The sequence below is a fragment of the Pseudomonas sp. FG6 genome (assembly GCF_057809015.1).
Window position 1 is genome coordinate 75,675 of the sequence record NZ_JBMDJD010000018.1, and the last position, 25,661, is coordinate 101,335.

Genomic DNA, 25,661 nt, shown 5'->3' on the forward strand with positions numbered 1-25,661 from the left:
AATGCCAAAAGACAGTCGAACCAAGCTGCTGATCGTTGATGATCTGCCGGAAAATCTGTTGGCGCTGGAAGCGTTGATCAAGGGCGATGGTCGCAAGGTCTTCTCCGCCCTGTCGGCAGACGAAGCGTTGTCGCTGCTGCTGCAGCACGATTTTGCCCTGGCCATCATCGATGTGCAGATGCCGGACATGAACGGGTTTGAACTGGCCGAATTGATGCGCGGCACGGAAAAGACCCGCAGCGTCCCGATCATTTTTGTCAGTGCCGCCGGCCGCGAGCGCAATTACGCCTTCACCGGTTATGAAAACGGCGCGGTGGATTTCCTGCAAAAGCCGTTGGACACCCACGCCGTCAAGAGCAAGGTCAGCGTCTTCGTCGAGCTCTATCGCCAGCGCAAGGCGGTCAAGGAGCAAGTGGTGGCCCTTGAGCGCAGTCGCCGCGAGCAACAGGTGTTGTTGCAGCAACTGCAGGCCACCCGCAATGAGCTGGAGCAGGCGGTGCGGATGCGTGATGACTTCATGTCCGTCGTCGCCCACGAGGTTCGCACCCCGCTCAATGGGCTGATCCTGGAGACACAGCTGCGCAAGATGCACCTGGCCCGGGACAACGCCGCCGCCTTCAGCATGGACAAGGTGCGGGCGATGGTCGAGCGCGACGAGCGACAGATCAAGAGCCTGATCCGGCTGATCGAGGACATGCTGGATGTTTCGCGGATTCGCACCGGCAAGCTGTCCATTCGCCCGACGCGCTTCAACCTGACGGCGCTGGTGGCTAATCTGCTGCGCAATTTCCAGCCGCAGATCACGGCTGCCGAATGCAGCGTGACCTACACCGCCGACCCTTCGGTAGAAGGGCTCTGGGATGAGTTCCGGATCGAGCAGGTGGTGTCGAACCTGCTGACCAACGCCTTGCGCTATGGTGGCAAAGGCCCTATCGACGTGCGGATCTACAAGACCCCCGAACACGCCTGCTTCGAGGTCCAGGACCGGGGCATCGGTATCAGTGAAGAGAACCAGAAGCGTATCTTCCAGCAGTTCGAGCGGGTCTCGTCCAAGGCCGCGACTGCCGGATTGGGCCTGGGGCTGTTCATTTCCGAGCAGATCGTGACGGCCCATGGCGGAACCATCACAGTCGACAGTCGGTTGAATGAAGGGGCGCTTTTTTGTGTTTGCCTGCCTTTTCAGAAAACAGCGATTCACAAAACCGTCGAACTGACGCAACCTCTGAGTGACCCCACGGTCGTATCAGCAGCTATTGATCGAACAAAGGCTTCTCATGAGTGAAGATGCGCAAGATGTTGTACTGATCGTCGAGGATGATCCATCGATCTTGATGGTATTGTCGGCCTACCTGTCAGGTGAAGGGTACCGGGTGCTGCAGGCGGAGAACGGTGAACAGGCCTTCGAGATCCTGGCGAGCAAACCGCACCTGGACATGATGATTACCGATTTCCGACTGCCGGGAGGCATCTCGGGTGTGCAGATCGCCGAACCTGCGGTCAGGTTGCGTCCGGACCTTAAAGTCATCTTCATCAGCGGCTACGCCCAGGAAGTGCGCGAGACCGACAGCCCCATCACTCGCAAGGCGCCGATCCTGGACAAACCTTTCGACCTGGATGAGCTGCAAGCGATCATGCAGTCGATGCTGTCGTAGGGGCTGCCTTGCTTCGCTTGGCAGCGCCTAGGTCTTGATCATTTCCCGTACCTTGGCCGTCAACAGATCGAATGTGAACGGCTTGGTGATCATCTGCATGCCGGCATCGAGGAAGCCGCCGCGTACCGCGGCATGCTCGGCGTAGCCTGTGATGAACAGGACCCGCAGGTCGGGGCGCAGCTGCCGGCCGATTTCCGCCAGTTGCCGGCCATTCATGCCCGGCAGTCCCACGTCGCTGACCATCAGGTCGATGCGCTGGCTCGACTGCAGGATCGGCAGCGCGCTGTTGGCGTCGCCCGCTTCGACGAAGGCATAGCCCAACTCGCCCAGTACCGCACTGACCAGCACCCGCACTGCCGGATCGTCTTCGACAATCAACACCGTCTCGCCCGCCTGCGCATGGGGCGTGTGCGAGGTGACGACCACCGGTTCGCTCACTTGCTCACCGATGAAGCGCGGCAGGTAGAGGTTGACGGTGGTGCCGCGGTTGACCTCGCTGTCGATGGTCACGTGGCCATGGGATTGCTTGCTGAAACCGTAGATCATCGACAGGCCCAGGCCAGTGCCCTGGCCAATCGGCTTGGTGGTAAAGAATGGATCGAACGCGCGCTGGATGACCGCCTCCGGCATGCCGCAGCCGGTGTCCTGCACGCTCAACGCGACATAGTCGCCGGGCTCCAGATTGCTGGAGGCGTCGGTAACACCCGCATCCAGGTGCTGGTTGAAGGTGCGTATGACCAACGTGCCGCCGTCCGGCATGGCGTCCCGGGCATTGAGCACCAGGTTGAGCAGGGCGCTTTCCAGCTGGTTGGGGTCGGCTTCGGCGATCCACAACTGGTCGTCCAGTTGCATGTCCAGGCGAATACTTTCGTTGAGGCTGCGTTGCAATAATTCGCCCATGGACAGCACCAGGGTGTTCACCTGCACCGCCTTGGAGTCCAGCGATTGCCGCCGGGAGAAGGCCAGCAAGCGATGGGTCAGCCCGGCGGCGCGGTTGGCCGAGGTCACGCCCAGGTCGATCAGGCTGTCGAGGTCTTCGGTACGGCCCCGGGCCAGGCGTCGGCGCAGCAGTTCGAGGCTGCCGATGATCCCGGTGAGCATGTTGTTGAAATCATGGGCGATGCCGCCGGTGAGTTGGCCGACCGCTTCCATTTTCTGCGATTGGCGCAGCGCCTCTTCGTTGTGGCGAAGTTGGGCGGTGCGCTCTTGCACCTGCTGCTCAAGGGTCTCGAGGATGGTCTGCAGGCGCAGTTCGCTGTTGCTGAGGTCGATCAGGCGATCCCGGGCTTCGTACTGCCGGCGGCGTCCTCGCAGGGCGGTGGTTACCAGGCTGATCAGGGTCACCGGATGGAAAGGGCGCTCCAGGAACGTGACGTTACCCAATTGCGCCCCCAGGCGTGCCGCCGGGTTCTGCTCCGGGCCACCGTGGTGGGTCAGCAGGACGATGGGCAGGTCGGACCAGGTCGGTTGCTGTTCGATTAGCAGGAACAGGACCTCCAGGTCCGGCCCCGACAGCGCTTCGGACGAAATCACCAGCAGGCCGGCGCCTTGTTCCAGCTCGTCGCACAGATGCCCCAGGGTCTGGCAGATCAGGCCGCAAAAGCCGGCCTCCTCAAGGATCATCAATGCAATCTGGTTATCCCGCCCCAGCGGCGCGAGGAGTAGCGCCCGCTCGGAGCGGGACTCGCTCATGGTCACTGCGACGGTTCCTCAAGCAGCGGGTTGCTCTCGCCCAGATAGGTCGGCACGCCACGCAGCACGCCCTGGAAGGCATCCAGGGGTTCGCCGATGGTGAGGCCCTGGCCACTGATGCGGTATTCGCGAATCGTCGATTCATGGCTGCCGGTGCGTTTCTTGATGATCGAGATCGCCCGGCGAACCTTGCCCAGCGCTTCGAAGTAACGCAACAGCACCACCGTGTCGGCCAGGTAGGTGATGTCCACCGGGGCTTGCATGTCGCCGACCAGGCCGTGCTGGGCGACGGTCATGAAGGTCGCGGCACCTTTGCGGTTCAGGTACAGCAGCAGCTCGTGCATGTGCAGCACCAGCGAGTTTTCTTCCGGCATGGCGGCCTGGTAACCGTTGATGCTGTCGATCACCACGGTCTTGATGTTGCCTTCGTCGACGCAATGGCGCACGCGATGGGAGAACTCGCCGGGGGACAGTTCGGCGGCGTCCACCTGTTCGATCCACAAGTTGCCGGTCTTTTGCAGCGCGTGCAGGTCGATGCCCATGTTTTTCATGCGCTCGAACAGCAGGCCCAACTCCTCATCGAAAATGAACAGCGCGGCCTTCTCGCCACGGGAGACGGCGGCGGCGGCAAAAAGCATCGCCACCAGCGACTTGCCGGTGCCCGCCGGCCCGAGGATCAGCGTGCTGGAGCCGGTCTCGATACCGCCGCCCAGCAAGGCGTCCATGCCTGGGAGGCCGCTGGACAGCTGTTGGCGCAGATAGGCGCCGCGGTGCTCGGCGGCCACCAGCCGCGGGTACACATGCACGCCGTCAGCCATGATGGTGAAGTCATGGAAACCACCGCGATACTTCTGGCCGCGGTACTTGACCACCCGGACGCGCCGTCGCTCGGCGCCGTAGTCGGGGGTCAGTTCTTCCAGGCGGATCACCCCGTGGGCGACGCTGTGCACGGTCTTGTCCAGGGATTCGGTGGTCAAGTCGTCCAGCAGCAGGACGGTGGCGTCATAACGCACGAAGTAATGCTTGATGGCCAGGATCTGCCGGCGATAGCGCAGTGAGCTCTGGGCCAGCAGGCGGATCTCCGACAGGCTGTCGAGCACCACGCGGGTTGGCTTGACGCGTTCGACCACCTCGAAGATCTGCCGGGTCGCTTCCCCCAGTTCCAGGTCCGAGGAATACAACAGGCTCTGCTGGTGTTCGGCATTGAGCAGGCTTTCGGGCGGTGTCAGCTCGAAAATATGCACGCCGTCGTCGATGGTCCAACCGTGGGACGCGGCGCCCTGGCGCAATTCGCGTTCGGTTTCCGAGAGTGTGATGTACAAAGAGCGCTCGCCAGCCTTGGCGCCGGCCAGCAGGAACTGCAACGCCACCGTGGTCTTGCCGGTCCCGGGTTCGCCTTCCAGCAGGAACACGTGGCCGCGGGACAGGCCACCGCACAGGATATCGTCCAGCCCTTCGACGCCGGTGGCGGCTTTAGCACTGATCAACTCATTAGACGTAGACAAAAACAGCCCTCTTGTGACGGGGAAAGTGGGCAGCAGGCTGCAACATGCCTGAAAAAAGAACTGCCTGAACACCTTGACCCCTGGCGGTGGCGGCGGTTCCGCCTGCGTTGCCAAAACGCGCACGGGTGCACGTCTCGGATCTTGTGTCCGGCAGGGGCCGACGGCTACAGGCCTTGCTGCAGCGCCGGGTCGTCGGGGTTGAGTTGTTCGAGCTTGGCCAGCAGGATCTGTACATTCTGCAACTGCCCGGTTTCCTTCCAGTAGTTGATCAAGGTGACCCGTGCCTTGCGATCGGCTGGGTAGCGCTGGACGATTTCCTCCAGCTGCTTTTGCGCCGCTTCCAGCTCCTGTTCGGCGTGCAGGGTGGTCGCCAGGTCATAGCGGTAATGCCTGTTCTGCGGCTCCAGTTCCACGGCCTTGGCCAGGCCGAGCACGGCATATTCGCCCTGGCCATGCTGCAACAGCCACAGGCCCAAGGCATGTTGCAGATAAGCTGAGTCTGGCTGGGTTTGCAACTGGCGGGCGAGTAATTGTCGCGCGGCATCGCCCTGGCCCTGTTTATCCAACACTTCGATCTGCATCACCAGCGCCGGCAGGTTGTCCGGTTGCAGGCGTAGGGTCTGGTCCAATGCTTGCTGGGCTTTCGTCAGTTCGGCGTTGTGCAGGTGCAGGCGGGCGAGCTGATAAAAGGTGTCGGCGCTTGGCGGGCTGTCCTCCAGCACCTGCTCCCAGGTGTCGATCGCCAGCTGCATCGCGCCGAAGTACAAACCCAGGTCATCGGGAGACAAGCCCAGCAGTGCGTTGACGGCGGCGAAGCGCACGGTCTGGTCGTCGTCATCGAGCAGCGGACCCAGCAGCAGGCTGCGCTGCCCCGTCGGCACCAGCCCGACAATGCTGCCGATGGCGGCGCGACGCACCTCCGGCGAGGCGCTGTGCAGGTCGGCGTCGGCCAGTTTCAAGGCTTGCGGGCTGGGGTAGTTGGGCAGTTCGGCGTGCAGCCACACACGGCGCTTGGGCGACAGATCCGGGCGCCCCAGTTGTTGATAGAGCACCCGCGCCGCGCCCGGCTGGCCGTTGCGTGCCTGCTCCAGAGCTTCGCTGTAGCCACGCTTGATCGCCTCGGGGATCTGGGGGGTAGTGCTGCGCAGCCACACCGCGACAAGACCGAGCACCAACAGGACGAACAGGCTGAGCAGCAGATAGCGGCGAGACGAGGGCATGCAGGTAATCCATAACCAGAAGCGTGAGTTGTCGCCAGCTTCGGCCAGGCGGGCGCCTGAGTCAAACCTTGTGAGTATTTGCGTACTCCACAGGAACTTGAACTAAACACCGGTGATGTGGGAGCCAGGCTTGCCCGCGATGGCGGCTGTGTAGGCAACAGTGATGCAGGCTGACTCGGCGCTATCGCGAGCAAGCTTTGCTCCCACAGGGTAATTCCATAGGGCAACTCCACAGGGGAACGTGGAAATCAGCCGTCAGTGATAAACCAAAAAAGCCCCGCGTCCAATGGAACGCGGGGCAAACAATTGGTTGGTTGCGGCCAACCAAAGGAGCTCGGTTGGGAAGGGGGATCAGTTGCTGGCGACGGTTTCCGGCTGCCAGCCTCCGCCGAGGGCCTTGTAGATCGCGACGATGCCGCGGTACAGGTCCACTTCGGCCTGGGCCTGGGTGTCTTCGGCGGCCAGGCGTTCACGTTGGGCGTCGAGCAGGACGAGGAAGTCCACGGTGCCTTCGCGGTAGCGAATCTGGGCGAGGTCAGCGGCGGCGCGGCTCGATTCGCTCTGGCGGATAAGCGAAATCAGGCGTTGCTGGCGCTTGCCGTAGTCGCTGAAGGCATTTTCCGATTCTTCCAGGGCCAGCAGCACTTGCTGTTCGTAGGTCGCCAGCGCGCCGTCAGCTTCGGCATTGGCACCGCGCAAGCGGGCTCGCACGCTGCCCAGGTCGAAGGCGGCCCACGTGATGCTCGGGCCCAGCGCCCAGGCGTTGGCGGCCGAGGAACCGATCTGCGAACCGCGTCCGGCGGTGAACCCCAGGAAGCCGCTGAGGCTGACCCGGGGGAACAAGTCGGCCTTGGCTACGCCAATGCGCGCCGTGGCGGCCGCCAACTGGCGTTCGGCACTGAGAATGTCCGGACGACGTTGCAGCAGTTCACCCGGATTACCGATGGGCAGTGCCTTGGCAATGGCCGGCAACTGTTTGGGGCTCAGGTCCACGCTCAGTTTGTCCGGGCGCTCGCCCAGCAAGGTGGCGATGCGGTTGCGTTGGCGCACCTGTTCGGCCTGCAATTGCGGGACGCTGGCTTCCACCGCCGCCAGGCGCGCATCGGCGCGCACCACATCGAGCTGATCGCCGACGCCGGCATCACGCAGGCTTTCGGTGATCTTGCGCGAGTCCTGCTGGTTCTGGAGGTTCGCCAGGGCGATCTTTTCCCGCAGCTGGGCGCCGCGCAGTTGACCGTAGGCGTCCACCAGTTCGGCGATCATAGTCACCTGCAATTGGTAGAGGTCGGCTTCGGCCGCCTGCTGATCGGCGTCGGTGGCTTCCAGGTTGCGCTGGATGCGTCCGAACAGATCCACTTCCCAGGCCATGTCCAGGCCCAGGTCGTAGCGCTCGGTGTTGACCCGGTCAGTGGTCTGTCCGGGGATCTGGCCTTTGCCCAGGTTGCTGCTGGCGCGGCTGGTGATGGTTGGCATGGCGTCATTGCTGGCGTCATCGCGAATCGCCCGGGCCGCCCGCAAGCGGGCGAAGGCGACGCGCAATTCACGGTTGCCGTCCAGGGAACGGGTCACCAACGCATTGAGGGTCGGGTCGTCGAACTGCTGCCACCAGACGCCTTCGAAACGGGCACGGTCGAAATTCTTCTGGCCGGCGGCACCGTCGGTGGCGGTGGTGATGTTTGCCGCCTCCGTTTGCGGTGCCTTGTAGTCCGGGCCTACGGCACAAGCACTCAAGGCCAATACCAGCAAGCTCGGCACGAACGCTTTCAAACTCATTGTTGCGCCTCCAGTTTCAAAGCCCGGGCCGCCTTGCGGGCCTCGCTGCGCTCGACGAAGTTACGGATCAGTACATAGAACACAGGGGTCAGCAGCAGGCCGAAGAAGGTCACGCCGAGCATCCCGGAGAACACCGCGACACCCATGGCATGGCGCATTTCCGCACCGGCGCCGCTGGAGAACACCAGGGGCACCACGCCCATGATGAAAGCCACGGAGGTCATCAGGATCGGCCGCAGACGCAGGCGGCACGCTTCCAGGACCGCAGCCAGCGGGCTCATGCCCTCCAGCTGTTTATCCTTGGCGAACTCGACGATCAGGATCGCGTTCTTGCAGGCAAGCCCCACCAGTACGATCAAGCCGATCTGGGTGAAGATGTTGTTGTCGCCGCCGGAGAGAATCACCCCGGTAATGGCCGACAGCAATGTCATCGGTACGATCAGGATCACCGCCAGTGGCAGGCTCCAGCTTTCGTATTGCGCCGCGAGCACCAGGAACGCCAGCAGCACGCAGAGTGGGAACACGAACAACGCGGTATTGCCCGAGAGGATCTGCTGGTACGTCAGGTCGGTCCACTCGTAGGTCATGCCGTTGGGCAATTCTTCCTTGAGCAGTTTTTCGATGGCTTTTTCGGCTTGGCCGGAGCTGTAGCCGGGGGCGGCGGCACCGTTGATCTCAGCGGTGATGAAGCCGTTGTAGTGCATCACGCGATCAGGCCCAGAGGTGTCGCTGACCTTGATGAAGGTCGCCAGCGGGATCATCTCGCCACGGTTGTTGCGCACCTTGAGTTGGCCGATCTGGTCCGATTCGAGACGGAACTGCTGCTCGGCCTGGACGTTGACCTGGTAGGTGCGGCTGAAGCGGTTGAAGTCGTTGGCATACAGCGAACCCAGGTAGATCTGCAGGGTGTCGAAGATGTCGCTGACGGCCACGCCGTGGGTCTTGGCTTTCTCGCGGTCGATGGCGGCATCGACCTGGGGCACGTTCACGGTGTAGCTGGTGAACAGGTTGGCCAGTTCCGGCACGCTGTGGCTCTTGACGATGATGTTCATGGTTTCTTTGTACAGCTCGTCGTAGCCCAGGTTGCCCCGGTCTTCGATTTGCAGGCGGAAACCACCGATCGTACCCAGGCCCTGTACCGGCGGCGGTGGGAAGATCGCCATGTAGGCTTCCTGGATCTGCGAGAACTGACCGTTCAAGGCCCCGGCAATAGCGCCGGCCGACTGGCTCGGGTCCTTGCGCTCATCGAAAGGCTTGAGGGTCACGAACACGATGCCGGCGTTCGGGCTGTTGGTGAAGCCGTTGATCGACAGGCCAGGGAAGGCCACCGCGCTCTGAACACCCGGCTGCTTGAGGGCCAGGTCGGACATGCGCTTGATCACATCTTCGGTGCGGTCCAGGCTCGCCGCGTCCGGCAGTTGCGCGAAAGCCACCAGGTATTGCTTGTCCTGGCCGGGCACGAAACCGGTCGGGGTGTTGGAGAAACCGAAGAACGTCAATACCATCAGGCCGGCATAGACGAACAGGGCGATGCCGCTGCTGCGGATCACGCGGCCTACCGCCCCCACGTAGCTGTGGCTGGCACGGTCGAAGAAGCGGTTGAACGGACGGAACAGCCAACTGCCGAGGAGTTTGTCCAAGAACTTGGAGAAACGGTCCTTGGGCGCGTCGTGGCTCTTGAGCAATACCGCCGCCAGCGCTGGCGACAGGGTCAGCGAGTTGAACGCCGAGATCACCGTGGAAATGGCAATGGTCAGGGCGAACTGCTTGTAGAACTGGCCGGTCAAGCCACTGATGAACGCGGCCGGTATGAAGACCGCACACAGCACCAGCGCCGTGGCGATGATCGGGCCGGTCACTTCGCTCATGGCGCGCTTGGTGGCTTCCACCGGCGTGAGCCCGAGGCCGATATTACGTTCGACGTTCTCCACCACCACGATGGCGTCGTCCACCACGATACCGATGGCCAATACCAGGCCGAATAGCGACAGGGCGTTGAGCGAGAAGCCGAACAGGTGCATCACGGCGAACGTACCGATCAGCGAGACCGGCACCGCCACCAGCGGGATGATCGAGGCGCGCCAGGTCTGCAGGAACAGGATCACCACCAGCACCACGAGAATCAGCGCTTCGAACAGGGTGTGGACCACCGCCTCGATGGAACCGCGCACGAAGATCGTCGGGTCATAGACGATGCTGTAGTCCATCCCCGCCGGGAAGTTCTTCTTCAGTTCGTCCATTTTGGCGTGGACGTCGTTGGAGATCTGGATCGCGTTGGAGCCTGGGCGCTGGAAGATCGGGATTGCCACCGCCGGCTGGTTGTCCAGCAGCGAGCGCAGGGCGTATTGGCTGGAGCCCAGTTCGACCCGCGCGATGTCTTTCAGGCGAGTGATCTCGCCGTTCTGGCCAGCGCGAATGATGATGTTCTCGAACTCTTCCTCATCCACCAGGCGACCTTGGGTGTTGATCGACAGCTGGAAGGCCTGGGCATTGGGGGCTGGCGGCGCACCCAGGGCACCGGCGGCGACCTGGCGGTTCTGCTCGCGAATCGCGTTGACCACGTCGGTGGCGGTCAGGTTGCGCGAAGCGGTCTTGTTCGGGTCCAGCCAGACTCGCAGGGAGTAGTCACCCATGCCGAACAGCTGTACGTCACCCACGCCGCCCAGGCGCGCCAGCTCATCCTTGATGTTGAGCAGGGCGTAGTTGGACAGGTAGAGCATGTCGTAGCGTTGGTCCGGCGAGGTCAAGTGCACAACCATGGTCAGGTCGGGCGAGGCCTTGTCCACCGTGATGCCGATCCGGGTCACTTCTTCGGGCAGCTTGGGCTCCGTCCGGGTGACGCGGTTCTGCACCTGCACCTGGGCGTTGTCCAGGTCGGTGCCCAGGGCGAAGGTGATGGTCAGGGTGATCTTGCCGTCAGCGGTGGATTGCGAGGACATGTACAGCATGTTCTCGACACCGGTGATGGCTTGTTCCAGGGGCGCGGCGACGGTTTCGCCGATGACCTTGGGGTTGGCGCCCGGGAAGTTGGCGCGCACGACCACGGTCGGCGGCACGACTTCCGGGTATTCGCTGATCGGTAGCTGGAACAGCGAGATGGCGCCGGCGATCAGGATCAGCAGCGAAAGCACCGCTGCGAAGATCGGCCGTGAAATGAAGAACTGGGAAAATTTCATCTTGGATTCAGTCCCTTAACCGCGTGGGGTCGCAACGGCCAGTTTGCCGGCCGCACCGGAGACGGCCTTGGAAGGCGCGACTTGGGGCAGGTTGCTGGCTTCGAGTGCCTTGCGTTGTTGTGCCAGGGCGGCGAGGGTCGCGTCGCTGGCCATCGGTATGGTTTCAGGTGTGACAGGCGCACCTGGGCGAGCCCGTTGCAGCCCCTTGACGATGATGGTGTCGTCCTTGCTCAGGCCGTTGCGCACAATGCGCAGGCCTTCGATCTTCGGCCCCAGCTCGACGGCGCGATAGGCAGGCTTGTTCTCGGCGTCCATCACCAGGACGAATTTCTTGCCCAGGTCGGTGCCCACGGCTTCGTCGTTGATCAGCACCGCCGAATACGTGCCGCTGCCCACCAGTTTCAAGCGGGCATACAGACCTGGGGTGTAGGCGCCGTCCTTGTTGTCGAACACGGCACGGCCGCGGATGGTGCCGGTTTGCGGGTTGACCTGGTTGTCGATGAAGTTCATCTGGCCCAGGTGTGGATTGCCGTCCTCGTTGGACAGGCCCATGTAGACCGGCGTGGCCTGGCCGCGCTGACCCTGGCGGGCGAGCTGGGTGTACTTGAGGAAGACGCGTTCGTCGGCGTCGAAGTAGGCGTAGACCTTGTCGGTGGAGACGACGCTGGTCAGCGACGTGATGTCGGCGGTCACCAGGTTGCCGGCGGTGATCTGCGCGCGGCTGACACGGCCGCTGATGGGCGAGGTGACCCGGGTGAAGCTCAGGTTCAGCTTGGCCAGGTCCAGTTGCGCCTGGATGGCTGCGACGGCGGCGCGGGCTTCCTGGGCGGCGCTGGTGCGCGAGTCGGCCAGTTCGGCGGAAATGGCATTGCTCAAGCGCAAGCGCTCGCCACGCTGGGCTTCGTTCTCGCTGCGGGTGGCAGTGGCTCGGGCCTGGGCCAGTTGGGCTTCGAGACGACGCACTTCAGCCTGGAAAGGGCGAGGGTCGATCTGGAACAACAGATCACCTTTTTTGACCAGTGCGCCTTCGGTGAAGGCCACTTCGTCAATCTGCCCCGAGACGCGTGGACGGATCTCAACGGTTTCCGGGGCTTCCAGGCGACCGGTGAATTCGTCCCACTCGTTGACTGGCTGCTCCAGTACCTTGGCTACGCTGACTTTGGCTGGCGGCATGGAAGCTGCCGAGTCGGGTGTCTTGCCGCAGGCGCTCATCACCAGCACTGCGATAAGGGCGAGGGGAAAACGCAAGGTTGAAAGTGAATGTTCCATGGATAGCATCCGCCAATTTTAATGAGAATGGGCGGATGATGCGTGGCGGGGTGCAGGGGAACGAATCGAATGAAGCGAAGGTAACTATCATTCGGAATGATATAAGCCATCGACGAGGCCTCTAGAACGGGGCTTTCGTTAGGAGGCTAACAACTTTTTCTGGGGGCGCGGGAAGATGCGGGTCCCCTGCGGACGTGTCTAGTCCGGCAGATAGATATCATGAATCCGCTTGATCGCGCCTTCCTGGCGCAAGGCTTCGACAGCGTTGCGCAAGTCCTCGACCATTTTCCCGGAGCATTGCCTGGAGCAGGCCAGGTACAGATCGGCGTTGCTTCCCACTGGGCTCATGACCAGCTTGCGCTTGGACACCTTTGGCCAGATGTACCGGCTCTCCGGGACGCCGTTGAACCATGCATCGATGCGCCCCATCAAGAGCAACTGGGCGGGGTTGTCACCGATGGCCAGCGTGTAGATCTGTTCATTGCTGAAACCCTCGGTACGCAGGATCTCCTCTTGCGCGCTGCCCAGGCCGACCCCGATCTTGTGGTACATCTCCTTGGCTTGGGCAAAACTGTCGACGTGCTGGTCCAGGCTGAAAAATGCCCGCTCCATCGGCATGATCGAGGCAATCCAGGTGAAGCGCTCCTCGCGCCCGGGTATACGCGACAGGGGCGTAATAAGGTGATCTTGTCCTTCGCTGACATGTTTCTGGGCCCTGGCCCAAGGCAGTACATGGATCGTCGCGGTGTAACCGGCCCGGGTCATGGCGGCCATGGCGACATCGCCGACGATTCCGTGCCCCCTCGGGTCGTTGATGAATGTCAGTGGCGGGGCGTCGAGCATATGCAGCTCGATCACTGGCGAGTCAGCCCGGGCGTCGTTGACCACCTGCAGCGACAGGCACAGGCACAACGCGCACAGTGCCTGGGTGGAAACGTTAAAGACGCGGGTAATCGGGTTCATGATCACTACTTCAGGCATTGAAAAAAAGTCGGCCATTCTACGTGTGCGCGGCGCTGTGCAGCGGTGATTTTCACCGGCCTGCGTCTTTTGCAATGCGACGTCTGCCCGAGGCTGGCTTGCCAAGGGGAAACTGCGGCAACGATTGCGCATGGATGAAGGTATAGATCATCCTGTCGACCCTGGGACGGTGCCTGTTGATTGCAGCCAATGAATGCGCGTCGGTCTTCAGAACCCAAGAGGCCTGCCGATATAGCGCGGGTAGTTCCTAGCGCGAGCGGTATTGAACCATGTCAGCCCATCTGCGAACCGAACTTGAAGACGCCCTTGCCGTCTGCAAAGGCAGTTTTCTGTCCGTCGGTTTTTTCAGTTTTTTCGTCAACCTGCTGATGCTGGTTCCCTCGTTCTACATGCTGCAGGTCTATGACCGTGCGGTAGGCAGCGCCAGTCTGTCGACGCTGTTGATGCTCACGCTGATCATGCTGCTGTTGATGACCACGATGGGGGGGCTGGAGTGGGTACGTTCGCGGGTGATGGTGCGTGTCAGTACCCGCCTGGATACGTTGCTGGGCGCGCGCCTGTTCGACGCCAGTTTCAAGCAGGCCCTCAATACCAGTGGCATGAACGCCACGGCGCAGCCCTTGAGCGATCTGGGCAGCTTGCGGCAGTTCCTGACGGGCAACGGCCTCTTTGCGTTCTTTGACACGCCGTGGATTCCGATCTACCTGGCCGTCATGTTCATGTTTCATCCCTGGTACGGCTGGATGGGGGTGTTGTGTGCGCTGATGCTGGGGGGCTTGGCGCTGATCAATGAAAAGCTGGCGCGTGCGCCGCTGCAGGCCGCCAATCGTGAGCAGATGGCGGTCAACGCGTTTACCAACAAAAGCCTGCGCAATGCCGAAGTGATCGAGTCCATGGGTATGCTGGGCAGCCTGCGCCAGCTCTGGAGTGGGCGTATCCACAAGATCCTGGTGCTGCAAAGCCTGGCCAGTGATCGCGCCGGGACCGTCTCAGCGGTGTCGAGGACCTCCCGCCAGGTCGTGCAATCATTGGTGTTGGGCCTGGGGGCCTACCTGGCGATCAATCACGAAATTTCGCCCGGGCTGATGATCGCCGGGTCCATTCTGCTCGGGCGTGCACTGGCCCCGATCGATCAGTTGATCGGCGTCTGGAATGGCTTTCTCGGTGCACGTTCGCAATATGCCCGGCTGCGGGAGTTGTTGATCGAGGTCGCCGCAGAACCCGAGCGCATGTCGTTGCCGGCGCCCGCGGGAGCGATTCGCGTGGAGCAGCTTTCGGTGGGATCGCCCAAGGGGCGCAAGCCGATTATTCGCGGGCTGGACTTCCAGGTGCCGGCGGGTGAGATCGTCGGCATCATCGGTCCCAGTGGCGCCGGAAAGTCGACCCTGGCCAGGGCGCTTCTGGGGATCTGGCCCAGCCTGAGCGGCACCGTGCGCCTGGACGGGGCGGACATCAGTCAATGGCGGCGGGACGAGTTAGGCCAGTACATCGGTTACCTGCCACAGGACATCGAACTGTTCGAGGGCTCCATCAGCCAGAACATCTCGCGCTTTGGCGCGGCGAATGCGCCAGCGGTGGTCGCCGCTGCGCGGATGGCCGGTGTCCATGAGCTGGTGTTGCAACTGCCCGAGGGCTACGACACGGTGATTGGCGCCAATGGCGGCGGATTGTCCGGGGGCCAGCGCCAGCGCATCGGTCTGGCCCGTGCCCTATACGGTGAACCGCGCCTGGTGGTGCTCGACGAGCCGAACTCCAATCTGGATGACGCCGGGGAAAAAATGCTCGCCCAGGCCCTGCGCAAGCTCAAGGAAAGCCGGGCCACGGTATTTGTCATTACCCATCGACCCGCCGTGCTGGCGCAGGTGGACAAGCTGCTGGTGCTCAATCAAGGCGAGCTGAGCCTGTTCGGGCCGCGGGACAAAGTCCTGGCCCGCCTGCAGAGTGCTGCGCCGACCGCCCCCGCGGCGACTGCGATTCAACCGTAAGAAGCGGATAACCCATTCAATGCAAAACAGTAAGCACTCATCCGCCAATACGTCTCTACTGCCCGTCGATGATGTACCGGTACGGCGTATCGGATACCTCATGCTGTTGGTGACCTTTGGCCTGTTCGGCGGCTGGGCCAGCCTGGCGCCGCTCGACAGCGCGGCACTTGCGCCGGGTGTGGTCACGGTCAAGAGCTATCGCAAGACCGTGCAGCACCTGGAAGGTGGCATCGTGCGTGAACTGCGCGTGCGCGATGGTGACCTGGTCAAGGCCGGCGATGTGCTCATGGTGCTCGACAACACCCAGGCACGTTCGGAAATGGAAGCCATGCGCAGTCAGCTGATTGCTGCGCTCGAACTGCAGGCCCGGCTGGAGGCTGAGCGTGACGCGCTGCCGGAGCCGCTGGCCGTGCCGTCACTGGATCCGGCGGACCCGCGTGTGCGGGAGGCTCGCGACAGTGAGGCGCGAATCTTCCAGGCGCGGCGCACCTCGTTATTGGGTGAAATCGGCCTGCAAGAGAAGACGATCGGACAGTTCGACGAACAGATTCGCGGATTCAAGGCCATTATCGCCAGCAAGCAGATGTTGGCGGCTTCCTACGAGGAAGAGATCGTCGATCTGCGGGCATTGCTGGCCGAAGGATTCGTCGACAAGCAACGTTTGCGCGAGCAGGAGCGCAGCCTCTCTCGCCTGCAGACCGAGATCGCCGAAACCCAGTCCTCGATTGCACAAGCGCGGGTCCATGTCGATGAAGCGCGGCTGAAGATCATGCAGCTGAAAAAGACGTTTGCCAGCGAAGTCGCCGGTCTGCTGGGTGACGCCCGGACCAAGGTGTACGAACTGCGCGAGCGACTGGCCACGTTGCAGGACCGTGACCAGCGCACCGATATCCTCGCGCCCGAGTCGGGCAGGGTCATGGGCATGAACGTGCACACCTTGGGTGCAGTGGTCACCCCCGGCTCTGCGCTGCTGGACATCGTCCCGGCCAACGAGGAACTGATCGTCGAGGCCCAGGTGTCACCGTTGGACATCGACCGCATCGCGCTGGGCAAGTCGGCGGCTATCCGCTTCAGTGCCTTCAAGAGCAGCACGACACCGGTCATCGAAGGGCAACTGGTGCAGATATCCGCCGATCGCCTGACCAACAAGGACACCGGTACCGCCTATTACCTGACGCGCGTCGCCCTGACCGACAAGGGGCGCCAGGCATTGGGTGAGCTCACTCTGGTGCCGGGGATGCCGGTCGAAGTGCTGATCAACACTGGGGCGCGGACGCTGTTGCAATACTTGATGCAGCCTGCCAGCAACGCGTTTGCCCGTTCGTTGATCGAGGACTGACATGAAGGCTCTGTTTGCGGCCTGCCTGGCTGTCCTGCCCGTGTGCGTCCTGGCCGAGACTGGCGCAGCGGTGCCCTACATGGATTTGTGGCAATTGCACCAAGAGGCGCAGGCCGCTGACCCGCGCGTGCTACGGGCGCAGGCCTTGACCCGCAGTGGCGAGGGCAAAGAGCGGGCCGCCCTTGGCCAACTGCTGCCGCAGCTCAATGCCAGCGGCAGTGTCAACCGCAGCCGGCGCGACGACGACCTGAGCCGTATCCAATACAACGGTCGGCGCGTGGCGATGATGCTCAATCAAGTGATCTATGACCCGCAGGTCTGGCGCAGCTACCAGAAGTACGTCGAGCTAGCCCGACAGAGCCAATACGAATCTGATGACACCCGAGTGCAAGCCGGTATCGACCTGTCGGAGCGCTACTTCGCTGTCCTGGCGGCTGAAGATGAGTTGTCCCTGGTGCGCAGCGAGCGGGACGCCACCGAGCACAACCTCAAGCGGGTCAATGCCCTGTACGCACGCCAGATGGCGATGGTGACCGACGTACTTGACCTGGAGGCGCGCGTAGATGCGCTCAAGGCCGATGAAATCGAAGCCGACAACCAGGTCAAGGTCAGTCGCGAGGCGATTTCCGAACTGGTGGGCCGCGATGTCCAGGAGCCGTTCAAGCGCATTGGCGACAACCCGGCCTTCAGCCTGCCCGCCCAGGCGCAGGATTACTGGGTGCAGACCGCGCTCGACAGCAACCCGGCACTGCATGCCCGCGAGCACAGTGTGCGCGCCGCCGATGCGGCGATGGGGGAGGCCAAGGCCGGTCATCTGCCGCGCTTGGGGCTGAACTTGACGGCGCAACGCAGTGATATCGGCTATGAAGGCGCGCTGGCGCCTCGCTCGGACAACCTCGTTGCGTCTCTCGACTTGCAAATGCCGCTCTACAGTGGCGGTTCCACGAGCGCGCGCGTGTCGAGCTCCGAAAGCGACAAGGACGCCGCCGAGCAGGAGCTGGAGGCCATGCGCCGCCAGGTCATCAAGCAAACCCGCACCGCTTATCTGGGCATGGTGACCGAGCTGAGCCGGATCAAGGCAACGCGGCGGGCGCTGGAGTCCGCCGAAAAATCACGCATCGCCACCGAGAAAGCCTTCGAGTACGGCGTCAAGAACGCCGTGGATGTGCTGGACAGCATCAAGGAAGAATTTCGCGCCCGACGCGATTTTTACCAGTCCCAATACAAGTTCGTCACCAGCTTGCTCGTCCTGCATCGCTGGAGTGGAAGATTGGGGGATGGGGATATTCGCCAAGCCAATGAATGGCTGGTGATGCCATAGGTTTTGGACAGTGATTGAAAGTTTGACGTCAAAATGATATCACTGTCGCCCTTTTCGTGAAGAATGAATCACTTGCAGCGGCCGCACCTTGGAAAGGCCGCAGATTGCTCATAGGAAGCTCGTATGCCCAGTCCAACAGGTTACTCATCCATTTCGTATGCAAAGCTGACCGCTAATGCTCAGGTCAACAGCTTGCTTTATGGTACTTACTGGACGGGAGACGCGCTTACGGGTACGTCCCTGACGTACAGCTTCATCACTGCCAGTTCCCAATTCTCCAGGTACTACAGCGATGAAAGAGAAGACCTGTTCGACTACGCCCTGACCTCGGCACAACAGAACGGCATCACCGGCGCGCTTGGCGCGTGGAGCTCGGTCGCCAACCTGAAGTTCACGCAAGTGACTGAGTCCTCCACCAACGTCGGGGACCTGCGATTTGGCGGCTATCAATGGATGGATAGCAACATCGCAGCCTGGGGCTATTTCCCTGACAGGTCGGCCAGTGCTGGCGACGTCTGGTTGGGGCCCGTCACCAACGACCCGACACCTGACGAGGGCTCCTACGACTACCTGGTCTTCATGCATGAGATCGGCCATGCGTTGGGCCTCAAGCATCCATTCGACGCCGGCCTGACCAACCCTACGTTGCTCTCTGCCCAGTTCGATGACGTGCGCTACACGATCATGAGCTACAACAACGCGTACTCTTATGAGCCCACCACGCCCATGCTGCTGGACATCGCGGCCATCCAGAGTCTTTACGGCGCAAACACCCAATGGCAGACGGGTAACAACACCTATAGCTGGAACACTAACCAGTCGGTTTTCGAAACGATCTGGGACGCGGGCGGCATAGACACCATCGACGCGAGCAACCAGGCGAACGCGGTCCGCATCAACCTCAATGAAGGCCAGTTCAGCAAAATCGGCCAGACCTTCATGAATAACAAGACCGGGGCCGCCTTCAACGAAGGGTTGGCGATTGCTTACGGTGCCAAGATCGAAAACGCCGTGGGTTCGGTCAACAACGACACGCTGATCGGCAATGCGCTGGGCAACGTTCTGGATGGGGGCGCCGGCAACGACACGATGATCGGCGGGGCTGGCAACGACACCTACGTAGTCGACAGCCTCATGGACGTCATCAGTGAAACCAGCACGCTGGCTAGCGAAATCGATACGGTGCGCGCCTCTTTGAGCTGGACCCTGGGCGCCAACCTGGAAAACCTCACGCTGACCGGTACGGACCACCTCAATGGTACCGGCAATGCCCTGAACAACGTGCTGACCGGCAACGCCGGCAATAACCTACTCAACGGTGGTCTCGGCCAGGACACGTTGATCGGCGGCGCTGGCAACGACACCTACCTGATCGACAACCTGGGCGACAGCGTCATCGAACTGGCCAGCGAGGGCCGCGACCTGGTGCGCACGACAGTCAGCCATACGCTGTCGGCCAACGTCGAGGACGGGCAACTGCTGGGCGTCGCCGCGATCAACCTGGTGGGCAACGCCTCGGACAACAGCCTGCTCGGCAACAGCGCCGCCAACGTGCTCAATGGCCAGGGCGGTGCGGACACCTTGGACGGTGGCGCAGGCAATGACACCTACGTGATCGACAACATCGGTGACACGGTCATCGAACGCGGCACGTCGCTCACGGAAATCGACAGCGTCATTTCGTCCATCAGCTACACCCTGGGCAGCAACCTCGAAGTCCTGGCGCTCAGTGGCAGCGGCGACATCAACGGCACCGGCAATGCGCTGAACAACCGCATCACCGGCAATGCCGGGGCCAACGTGCTGGACGGTGGCCTGGGTATCGATACGCTGGTCGGCGGGACGGGCAATGACACCTACGTGGTTGACAGCCTCAAGGACGTCGTCAGCGAAACCAGCGCCCTGGCCAATGAAATCGACACCGTCCGCGCCTCGGTGAGCTGGGCCTTGGGCCTGAACCTGGAGAACCTCACGCTAACCGGCACCGACCACCTCAGCGGCACTGGCAACGCCTTGAACAACGTGCTGACCGGCAACGCCGGCAACAACCTGCTCAACGGTGGCCTTGGGCAGGACACGTTGATCGGCGGCGCCGGCAACGACACCTACCTGCTCGACAACCTGGGGGACAGCGTCACCGAACTCGCCGATGAAGGCCACGACCTGGTGCGCACGACGGTCAGCCACACGTTGTCGGCCAACGTCGAGGACGGACAACTGCTCGGCGTCGTCGCGCTCAACCTGACGGGCAACGCCTCGGACAACAGCCTGATCGGCAACAGCGCCGCCAACGTGCTCAACGGCCTGGACGGCGCGGACACCCTGGACGGTGGTCTCGGTGCCGACACACTGATCGGCGGCACCGGCAATGACACCTACATCGTCGACAACCTCAAGGACGTCGTCACCGAGACCAGCACCCTGGCCAGCGAAATCGACACCGTGCGGTCTTCGGTCAGCTGGGCCCTGGGCGCCAACCTGGAAAACCTCACGCTGACCGGCACGGCGCTCATCAATGGCACCGGCAACGAGCTGGACAACGTGTTGATCGGCAATGCCGCTAACAACGTATTGAACGGTGGCGCCGGTAGCGATCAGCTGGACGGCGGCGCGGGCAATGACACCTACGTGGTCGACAACATCGGTGACACGGTCATCGAACGCGGCACGTCGCTCACGGAAATCGACAGCGTCATTTCGTCCATCAGCTACACCCTGGGCAGCAACCTCGAAGTCCTGGCGCTCAGTGGCAGCGGCGACATCAACGGCACCGGCAATGCGCTGAACAACCGCATCACCGGCAATGCCGGGGCCAACGTGCTGGACGGTGGCCTGGGTATCGATACGCTGGTCGGCGGGACGGGCAATGACACCTACGTGGTTGACAACCTCAAGGACGTCGTCAGCGAAACCAGCGCCCTGGCCAATGAAATCGACACCGTCCGCGCCTCGGTGAGCTGGGCCTTGGGCCTGAACCTGGAGAACCTCACGCTAACCGGCACCGACCACCTCAGCGGCACTGGCAACGCCTTGAACAACGTGCTGACCGGCAACGCCGGCAACAACCTGCTCAGCGGTGGCCTTGGGCAGGACACGTTGATCGGCGGCGCCGGCAACGACACCTACCTGCTCGACAACCTGGGGGACAGCGTCACCGAACTCGCCGATGAAGGCCACGACCTGGTGCGCACGACGGTCAGCCACACGTTGTCGGCCAACGTCGAGGACGGACAACTGCTCGGCGTCGCCGCGCTCAACCTGACGGGCAACGCCTCGGACAACAGCCTGATCGGCAACAGCGCCGCCAACGTGCTCAACGGCCTGGACGGCGCGGACACCCTGGACGGTGGTCTCGGTGCCGACACACTGATCGGCGGCACCGGCAATGACACCTACATCGTCGACAACCTCAAGGACGTCGTCACCGAGACCAGCACCCTGGCCAGCGAAATCGACACCGTACGTTCTTCGGTGAGCTGGACCTTGGGCGCCAACCTGGAAAACCTCACGCTGACCGGCACGGCGCTCATCAATGGCACTGGCAACGAGCTGGACAACGTGTTGATCGGCAATGCCGGAAACAACCTGCTGAGCGGTGGTGCCGGGAATGATCAACTCGACGGCGGCGCAGGCAATGACGTGTTGGTCGGCGGCATTGGCACCGATACCTTGACCGGTGGTGCTGGCGCTGACCGATTCGTCTTCAGCGCCTTGAACGAGCTGGGTACCGGCGGCGCCCGCGACACCATTCTCGATTTCAACCGCCTCCAGGGCGATAAAATCGATCTGACGAAACTGGATGCGGATATGTTGACGCCGCTGTTCAACAAATTCAGCTTCGTCGATACGAGCGATTTCACCGGAGCAGGGCAATTGCGCTTCGCCGATCACGTGCTCTACGGCAACGTGAACGGTGACCTGGGCGCGGATTTCGAAATCCAGTTGGTGGGTGTCAACACCTTCAGCGCCAGCGACCTGGTGGCCTGATCACGAGGTTCAGCGCCTGCCAGCAGGCGCTGCCTGGTTCATACCGACGCCCTGACCACCAGTGGGCAATCCACGGGTTGGGCGCCGGCCACCTCCAGGGTCTCGATCAGGTGTCGGGCGGCCTGGCGGCCGATCTCGTAGTAGGGCAGTTGCACCGTGGTCAGCGGTGGGATGAACAATTCGGCGATGCCGATCATGTTGTCGTAGCCGAGCACTGCAACGTCCTTGGGGATGTTCAGGCCGCGGGCCAACAACAGCTGGTATGCGCAAAAGGCGATGCGGTCGTTGCCGCAGACCAGGATGTCGAACTGCGGACGGCCGTCGACGATGTGGCGTTCGAGAATAGCGGCCGTTTCACCGTAGGCATCGTGATCGCAAAGGTCATATTGCAGCAGGGCGTCGGGCGCCAGTCCAAATGCCTGGCAGGCACGCAACAGGCCTTTTTGCCGCAAGCTCCAGGCGAGGCTTTTACGAGGCAGGTTGATGCACAGCGGGCGCCGGTAACCCTGGCTCAACGCGTGTTGGACGGCGCGATACTGTCCTGATTCATCATCCGGCACATAGCTGACCAGTTGACTGTCATCGGCCACGCAGTTGGCGAGGACCAGCGGCTTGCTCTTCAGACGCTCCGGAATGCTCACCTGGCGTAACCCCATCGCGCTGAAGATCAACCCGTCGGGGCGGTGCGACAGCATCAGGTCGATGTTCTGGTCGGTGGGTGGGTTGCTCAGCAGGTTGAGGATGAAGACATTCCAGCCCGCCTGCTGTGCGGTCTGTTCGATGGACAGCAACAGTTCGACGGCAAAGGGCGTGGTGGCGGTGTCCAGGGCGAAGACCCCGATGGTGCGCGACTGGAGGTTGTCGCCGCGCATCCGGCGCGCCGACAGGCTCGGTACGAATTGCAGTTCGTCAATGGCGCGACGTACCCGCTGAAGGGTTTCGGGGCTCAGCTTTTCCGGACTGTTGAGCGCTCGTGAAACCGTCATCAGGGACACGCCGGCCAGCTGTGCAACGTCTTTCACTGAAGTCATGCGAGGTGAGGCCAGTCGGGTTGACGCAGGATCATGACACAGGGCCCGGGCTTCTCGCGACCCGAATGACGACGTTCACAACCATCCCGAGGCCAGGGGCCAGGCCTGGGTGATGGAAACGCGCCCGCCAGTCCCATTTGCCAGCAACTTCACGCCCAGGCTGTCGGTCCTCGGATAGACGCGGCTGCTGAGGCTGAAACGCCCGTCTTCGGCGAACACCTCGATAGAGGAGCGGTCCAGGAACACCCGCAGGTGCAAGTCTCCTTGTGCCGGGTCTATCGACACGCTGCGCTGGCCGGTCACTTGTGCACCCGAACGGCTGCGGTCGAGCACCAGACGCCGCGACGAGGCATCGTAATAGAGCAGGGTTTGTTCCTGCTCATAGGCACTGCAACGCAAGGCGATACCCAGGTGACCGTCGGTGCAATCGCGCAGATCCAGGTGCGCATGGATTTCGAGCCGGTCGCCCTTCACCTGCGGCACCCATTGGCTGTCCGGCCTATTCCAAGCCGGTGCGCTCAACAAGGGGGCCTGGCGCAGGGCGGTCAGCTCCCGCGCCGGGAATATCCTCAACCGGTCGGCGTGCAGCTGCAGTTCACGCGGCAGGCCGAGCATGCCGCACCAGTGATGGGCCTGGCTCGGCATCGGGCTTTCCCACATATCCAGCCAGGCCCACACCAGGCGCCGGCCATCGGCGGCCACCAGCGTTTGCGCGGCATAGAAGTCGTGACCGTTATCCAGCTCGATGAACGGTCCGCCGGTGAAGTGCCATTGGCTGTCGAGCTGGCCGACACGATAGCCGGTCTGGTACTTGTTGAGCCGCTCATGACCCGTCGGCTGCATGCCTTGGGGCGAGTACAACAGCACATCGCGCCCATCGAGTTGAAACAGGTCCGGGCATTCCCACATGTAGCCATCGCCGTCCTGGCCGCTGGACACGTAGTCGAGAAATTCCCAGGTGCGCAGGTCGGCGGAACGGTACAGCGGCAGCAGTGGTGTATCGCCCAACCGCGCGCCGGCGATCAGGTACCAAGAGCCGTCCTGCTGCAAGACCTTGGGATCACGAAAATGCATGATCTCGTCTTGCGGCGGGGTGTCGATGACGGCGCCTTGCTTGGTGAACCGAATGCCGTCGACACTGGTGGCCAGGCACTGGACCTGGCGGATCTGGCGCTCGTCACCCACGTCTCCCAGCCAGGTGTGCCCGGTGTAGATCAACGCCAGGGTCTCGCCGCACACCACTGCGCTGCCGGAAAAGCAGCCGTCGCGGTCGAACGCGTCGCCCGGCGCCAGCGCGATGGGCAGGTGCTGCCAATGGACCAGGTCGGCGCTCTTGGCGTGGCCCCAATGCATCGGGCCCCATTTCGCGTCGAAGGGATGGTATTGGTAGAACACGTGGTACTCGCCACGGAAGTACACCACACCGTTAGGGTCGTTCATCCAGCCGACCGGTGGGGCCAGGTGGTAGTCGGGGCGATAATCGTCGATCACCCGAGATCGGCCATCCGCCAGGGCTTGCTGCGCCCGTTCAAGGGGTGACAGTGCTGGAGTGCTTGTGGTTTTCGAGAACGAAGTCATAGGGCGTTTGCTCGTACCGGAAGCTGCCTGGCCTCATCGGGCGAGGCCTGATTGGCCGTTGGCCGACGTTTCAACGCCGCACCGTTGGCGTCGAACAGGTGCGCATTGGCAAGGTCCAGTTGCAGCTCGACCCGGTCGCCTACTCGCCAGCCTGCGTGGACGTCACAGCGGCAGATCAGTGGCTCCTCCTGCCCGGTATCGAGGTGCACATAGGTTTCGCTGCCCAGGTATTCGACCACCGTCACGGCGAGGCCAGCGTTGCCTTGCGCCGCCTTGAGCGCGACGTGTTCCGGGCGGATGCCCAAGCTCAGCGGGGTATCCGCGTCCAGGCCCGAACTGTCGAAGGGCAGGGCGGTCTTGCCGAGCACAGGGTCTTGCACCACGGTGGTTTCGCCTGGCGTGTGCAGGTGCGCGGCCAGGAAATTCATCCTCGGCGAGCCCAGGAAACCGGCGACAAAACGACTGGCCGGGCGTTCATAGAGTTCACGTGGCGAGCCGACCTGTTCGATGCGACCGCCGTTGAGCACGACGATCTTGTCGGCCAGGGTCATTGCTTCGACCTGGTCGTGGGTGACGTAGATCATGGTCGACGCCAGGCGCGCATGCAGCCGGGCGATTTCGTTGCGCATCTGCACCCGCAGGGAGGCGTCGAGGTTGGACAGGGGTTCATCGAACAACAGAATGTCCGGCTCCCGCGCCATGGCCCTGCCCATGGCCACGCGCTGACGCTGGCCTCCCGAGAGCTCCTTTGGCTTGCGTTGCAGCAGTTTGTCCAGTTGCAGGATCTGTGCGGTCTTCAGCACGCGTTCGCGTAGGCTGGTCTTTTCGGTCTTGGCCAGCTTGAGGCCAAAGCTGATGTTGTCGTAGACACTCATGTGCGGGTACAGCGCATAGGATTGAAACACCATGCCGACTCCACGCTCGCGCGGTTCCAGGTCATTGACCCGGCGCCCATCGATCAGCAGGTCGCCGCCGCAGATCGAATCCAGCCCGGCGATCAGTCGTAACAGGGTTGACTTGCCGCAGCCCGACGGGCCGACGAATACCACGAACTCACCGGCCGCGATCTCCAGGCTGACATCCCGCAGAATGCGCATGCCGCCCAATTGTTTGTTCACGTTGTCCAGCTTTAACTTGATCACGATGCTGTTC

The 25,661-nt window shown here is 62.4% G+C and carries 16 protein-coding genes; 6 read left to right on the top strand and 10 right to left on the bottom strand.

Going from position 1 to position 25,661, the window contains the following annotated elements:
* The first annotated feature begins 1 nt into the window (after position 1).
* Together ACODSJ_RS14010 and ACODSJ_RS14015 are read left to right on the top strand one after the other, a co-directional pair.
* On the top strand, positions 2–1,282 hold the full coding sequence (locus ACODSJ_RS14010) for a hybrid sensor histidine kinase/response regulator (RefSeq protein ID WP_489102293.1): 1,281 nt from the start codon (positions 2–4) through the stop codon (positions 1,280–1,282).
* On the top strand, positions 1,275–1,652 hold the full coding sequence (locus tag ACODSJ_RS14015) for a response regulator (RefSeq protein ID WP_489102294.1): 378 nt from the start codon (positions 1,275–1,277) through the stop codon (positions 1,650–1,652). Before ACODSJ_RS14010 ends, ACODSJ_RS14015 begins: the two co-directional genes overlap by 8 nt.
* A 27-nt stretch (positions 1,653–1,679) precedes the next feature.
* On the opposite strand, the gene ACODSJ_RS14020 is transcribed toward ACODSJ_RS14015, so the two are convergent.
* From ACODSJ_RS14020 to ACODSJ_RS14050, 7 genes are all read right to left on the bottom strand, one after another.
* On the bottom strand, positions 1,680–3,344 hold the full coding sequence (locus ACODSJ_RS14020; RefSeq protein ID WP_489102295.1) for a response regulator: 1,665 nt from the start codon (positions 3,342–3,344) through the stop codon (positions 1,680–1,682).
* Between the two features lie 2 nt (positions 3,345–3,346).
* Positions 3,347–4,849 carry an ATPase domain-containing protein gene (locus ACODSJ_RS14025; RefSeq protein ID WP_489102296.1) on the bottom strand — a complete coding sequence of 501 codons (1,503 nt, stop codon included), beginning with the start codon at positions 4,847–4,849 and terminating at the stop codon, positions 3,347–3,349.
* A gap of 164 nt (positions 4,850–5,013) precedes the next feature.
* Entirely contained in the window at positions 5,014–6,069 is a 1,056-nt protein-coding gene (locus tag ACODSJ_RS14030) for a tetratricopeptide repeat protein (protein ID WP_489102297.1), read from the bottom strand.
* Positions 6,070–6,420: 351 nt separating this feature from the next.
* On the bottom strand, positions 6,421–7,842 hold the full coding sequence (locus ACODSJ_RS14035; protein WP_489102298.1) for an efflux transporter outer membrane subunit: 1,422 nt from the start codon (positions 7,840–7,842) through the stop codon (positions 6,421–6,423).
* Positions 7,839–11,018 carry an efflux RND transporter permease subunit gene (locus tag ACODSJ_RS14040; RefSeq protein WP_489102299.1) on the bottom strand — a complete coding sequence of 1,060 codons (3,180 nt, stop codon included), beginning with the start codon at positions 11,016–11,018 and terminating at the stop codon, positions 7,839–7,841. Before ACODSJ_RS14040 ends, ACODSJ_RS14035 begins: the two co-directional genes overlap by 4 nt.
* Positions 11,019–11,033: 15 nt before the next feature.
* Entirely contained in the window at positions 11,034–12,287 is a 1,254-nt protein-coding gene (mexE, locus tag ACODSJ_RS14045) for a multidrug efflux RND transporter periplasmic adaptor subunit MexE (protein ID WP_489102300.1), read from the bottom strand.
* A 198-nt stretch (positions 12,288–12,485) separates the two neighbouring features.
* Positions 12,486–13,250: a substrate-binding periplasmic protein gene (locus tag ACODSJ_RS14050; RefSeq protein ID WP_489102301.1), complete on the bottom strand. Its 765-nt coding sequence runs from the start codon at positions 13,248–13,250 to the stop codon at positions 12,486–12,488.
* 287 nt (positions 13,251–13,537) lie between these two features.
* On the opposite strand from ACODSJ_RS14050, the gene ACODSJ_RS14055 reads away from it, so the two are divergent.
* The 4 genes from ACODSJ_RS14055 to ACODSJ_RS14070 all read left to right on the top strand — a co-directional run bounded on the left by ACODSJ_RS14055 (position 13,538) and on the right by ACODSJ_RS14070 (position 21,900).
* Entirely contained in the window at positions 13,538–15,253 is a 1,716-nt protein-coding gene (locus ACODSJ_RS14055) for a type I secretion system permease/ATPase (RefSeq protein WP_489102302.1), read from the top strand.
* A 19-nt stretch (positions 15,254–15,272) separates the two neighbouring features.
* Entirely contained in the window at positions 15,273–16,592 is a 1,320-nt protein-coding gene (locus ACODSJ_RS14060; RefSeq protein WP_489102303.1) for an HlyD family type I secretion periplasmic adaptor subunit, read from the top strand.
* Position 16,593: 1 nt separating this feature from the next.
* Positions 16,594–17,913: a TolC family outer membrane protein gene (locus tag ACODSJ_RS14065; RefSeq protein ID WP_489102304.1), complete on the top strand. Its 1,320-nt coding sequence runs from the start codon at positions 16,594–16,596 to the stop codon at positions 17,911–17,913.
* A gap of 123 nt (positions 17,914–18,036) precedes the next feature.
* Positions 18,037–21,900: a M10 family metallopeptidase C-terminal domain-containing protein gene (locus ACODSJ_RS14070; RefSeq protein WP_489102305.1), complete on the top strand. Its 3,864-nt coding sequence runs from the start codon at positions 18,037–18,039 to the stop codon at positions 21,898–21,900.
* A 38-nt stretch (positions 21,901–21,938) separates the two neighbouring features.
* On the opposite strand, the gene ACODSJ_RS14075 is transcribed toward ACODSJ_RS14070, so the two are convergent.
* From ACODSJ_RS14075 to ACODSJ_RS14085, 3 genes are all read right to left on the bottom strand, one after another.
* A complete protein-coding gene (locus ACODSJ_RS14075; protein WP_489102306.1) occupies positions 21,939–22,931 on the bottom strand; it encodes a LacI family DNA-binding transcriptional regulator in 993 nt (330 codons plus the stop codon).
* A 75-nt stretch (positions 22,932–23,006) separates the two neighbouring features.
* Positions 23,007–24,509 (bottom strand): glycoside hydrolase family 32 protein, encoded by a 1,503-nt coding sequence (locus ACODSJ_RS14080; protein ID WP_489102307.1) that lies wholly within the window; start codon positions 24,507–24,509, stop codon positions 23,007–23,009.
* A complete protein-coding gene (locus ACODSJ_RS14085) occupies positions 24,506–25,651 on the bottom strand; it encodes an ABC transporter ATP-binding protein (RefSeq protein WP_489102308.1) in 1,146 nt (381 codons plus the stop codon). Before ACODSJ_RS14085 ends, ACODSJ_RS14080 begins: the two co-directional genes overlap by 4 nt.
* Positions 25,652–25,661: the final 10 nt, after the last annotated feature.

Excerpts from the sequence above, each read along its gene's own strand:
- ACODSJ_RS14010 (WP_489102293.1), top strand. The coding sequence starts at position 2 with ATGCCAAAAGACAGTCGAACCAAGCTGCTGATCGTTGATGATCTGCCG.
- ACODSJ_RS14015 (WP_489102294.1), top strand. The coding sequence starts at position 1,275 with ATGAGTGAAGATGCGCAAGATGTTGTACTGATCGTCGAGGATGATCCA.
- ACODSJ_RS14020 (WP_489102295.1), bottom strand. The coding sequence starts at position 3,344 with ATGAGCGAGTCCCGCTCCGAGCGGGCGCTACTCCTCGCGCCGCTGGGG.
- ACODSJ_RS14030 (WP_489102297.1), bottom strand. The coding sequence starts at position 6,069 with ATGCCCTCGTCTCGCCGCTATCTGCTGCTCAGCCTGTTCGTCCTGTTG.
- ACODSJ_RS14035 (WP_489102298.1), bottom strand. The coding sequence starts at position 7,842 with ATGAGTTTGAAAGCGTTCGTGCCGAGCTTGCTGGTATTGGCCTTGAGT.
- ACODSJ_RS14040 (WP_489102299.1), bottom strand. The coding sequence starts at position 11,018 with ATGAAATTTTCCCAGTTCTTCATTTCACGGCCGATCTTCGCAGCGGTG.
- mexE (WP_489102300.1), bottom strand. The coding sequence starts at position 12,287 with ATGGAACATTCACTTTCAACCTTGCGTTTTCCCCTCGCCCTTATCGCA.
- ACODSJ_RS14050 (WP_489102301.1), bottom strand. The coding sequence starts at position 13,250 with ATGAACCCGATTACCCGCGTCTTTAACGTTTCCACCCAGGCACTGTGC.
- ACODSJ_RS14055 (WP_489102302.1), top strand. The coding sequence starts at position 13,538 with ATGTCAGCCCATCTGCGAACCGAACTTGAAGACGCCCTTGCCGTCTGC.
- ACODSJ_RS14060 (WP_489102303.1), top strand. The coding sequence starts at position 15,273 with ATGCAAAACAGTAAGCACTCATCCGCCAATACGTCTCTACTGCCCGTC.
- ACODSJ_RS14065 (WP_489102304.1), top strand. The coding sequence starts at position 16,594 with ATGAAGGCTCTGTTTGCGGCCTGCCTGGCTGTCCTGCCCGTGTGCGTC.
- ACODSJ_RS14070 (WP_489102305.1), top strand. The coding sequence starts at position 18,037 with ATGCCCAGTCCAACAGGTTACTCATCCATTTCGTATGCAAAGCTGACC.
- ACODSJ_RS14075 (WP_489102306.1), bottom strand. The coding sequence starts at position 22,931 with ATGACTTCAGTGAAAGACGTTGCACAGCTGGCCGGCGTGTCCCTGATG.
- ACODSJ_RS14080 (WP_489102307.1), bottom strand. The coding sequence starts at position 24,509 with ATGACTTCGTTCTCGAAAACCACAAGCACTCCAGCACTGTCACCCCTT.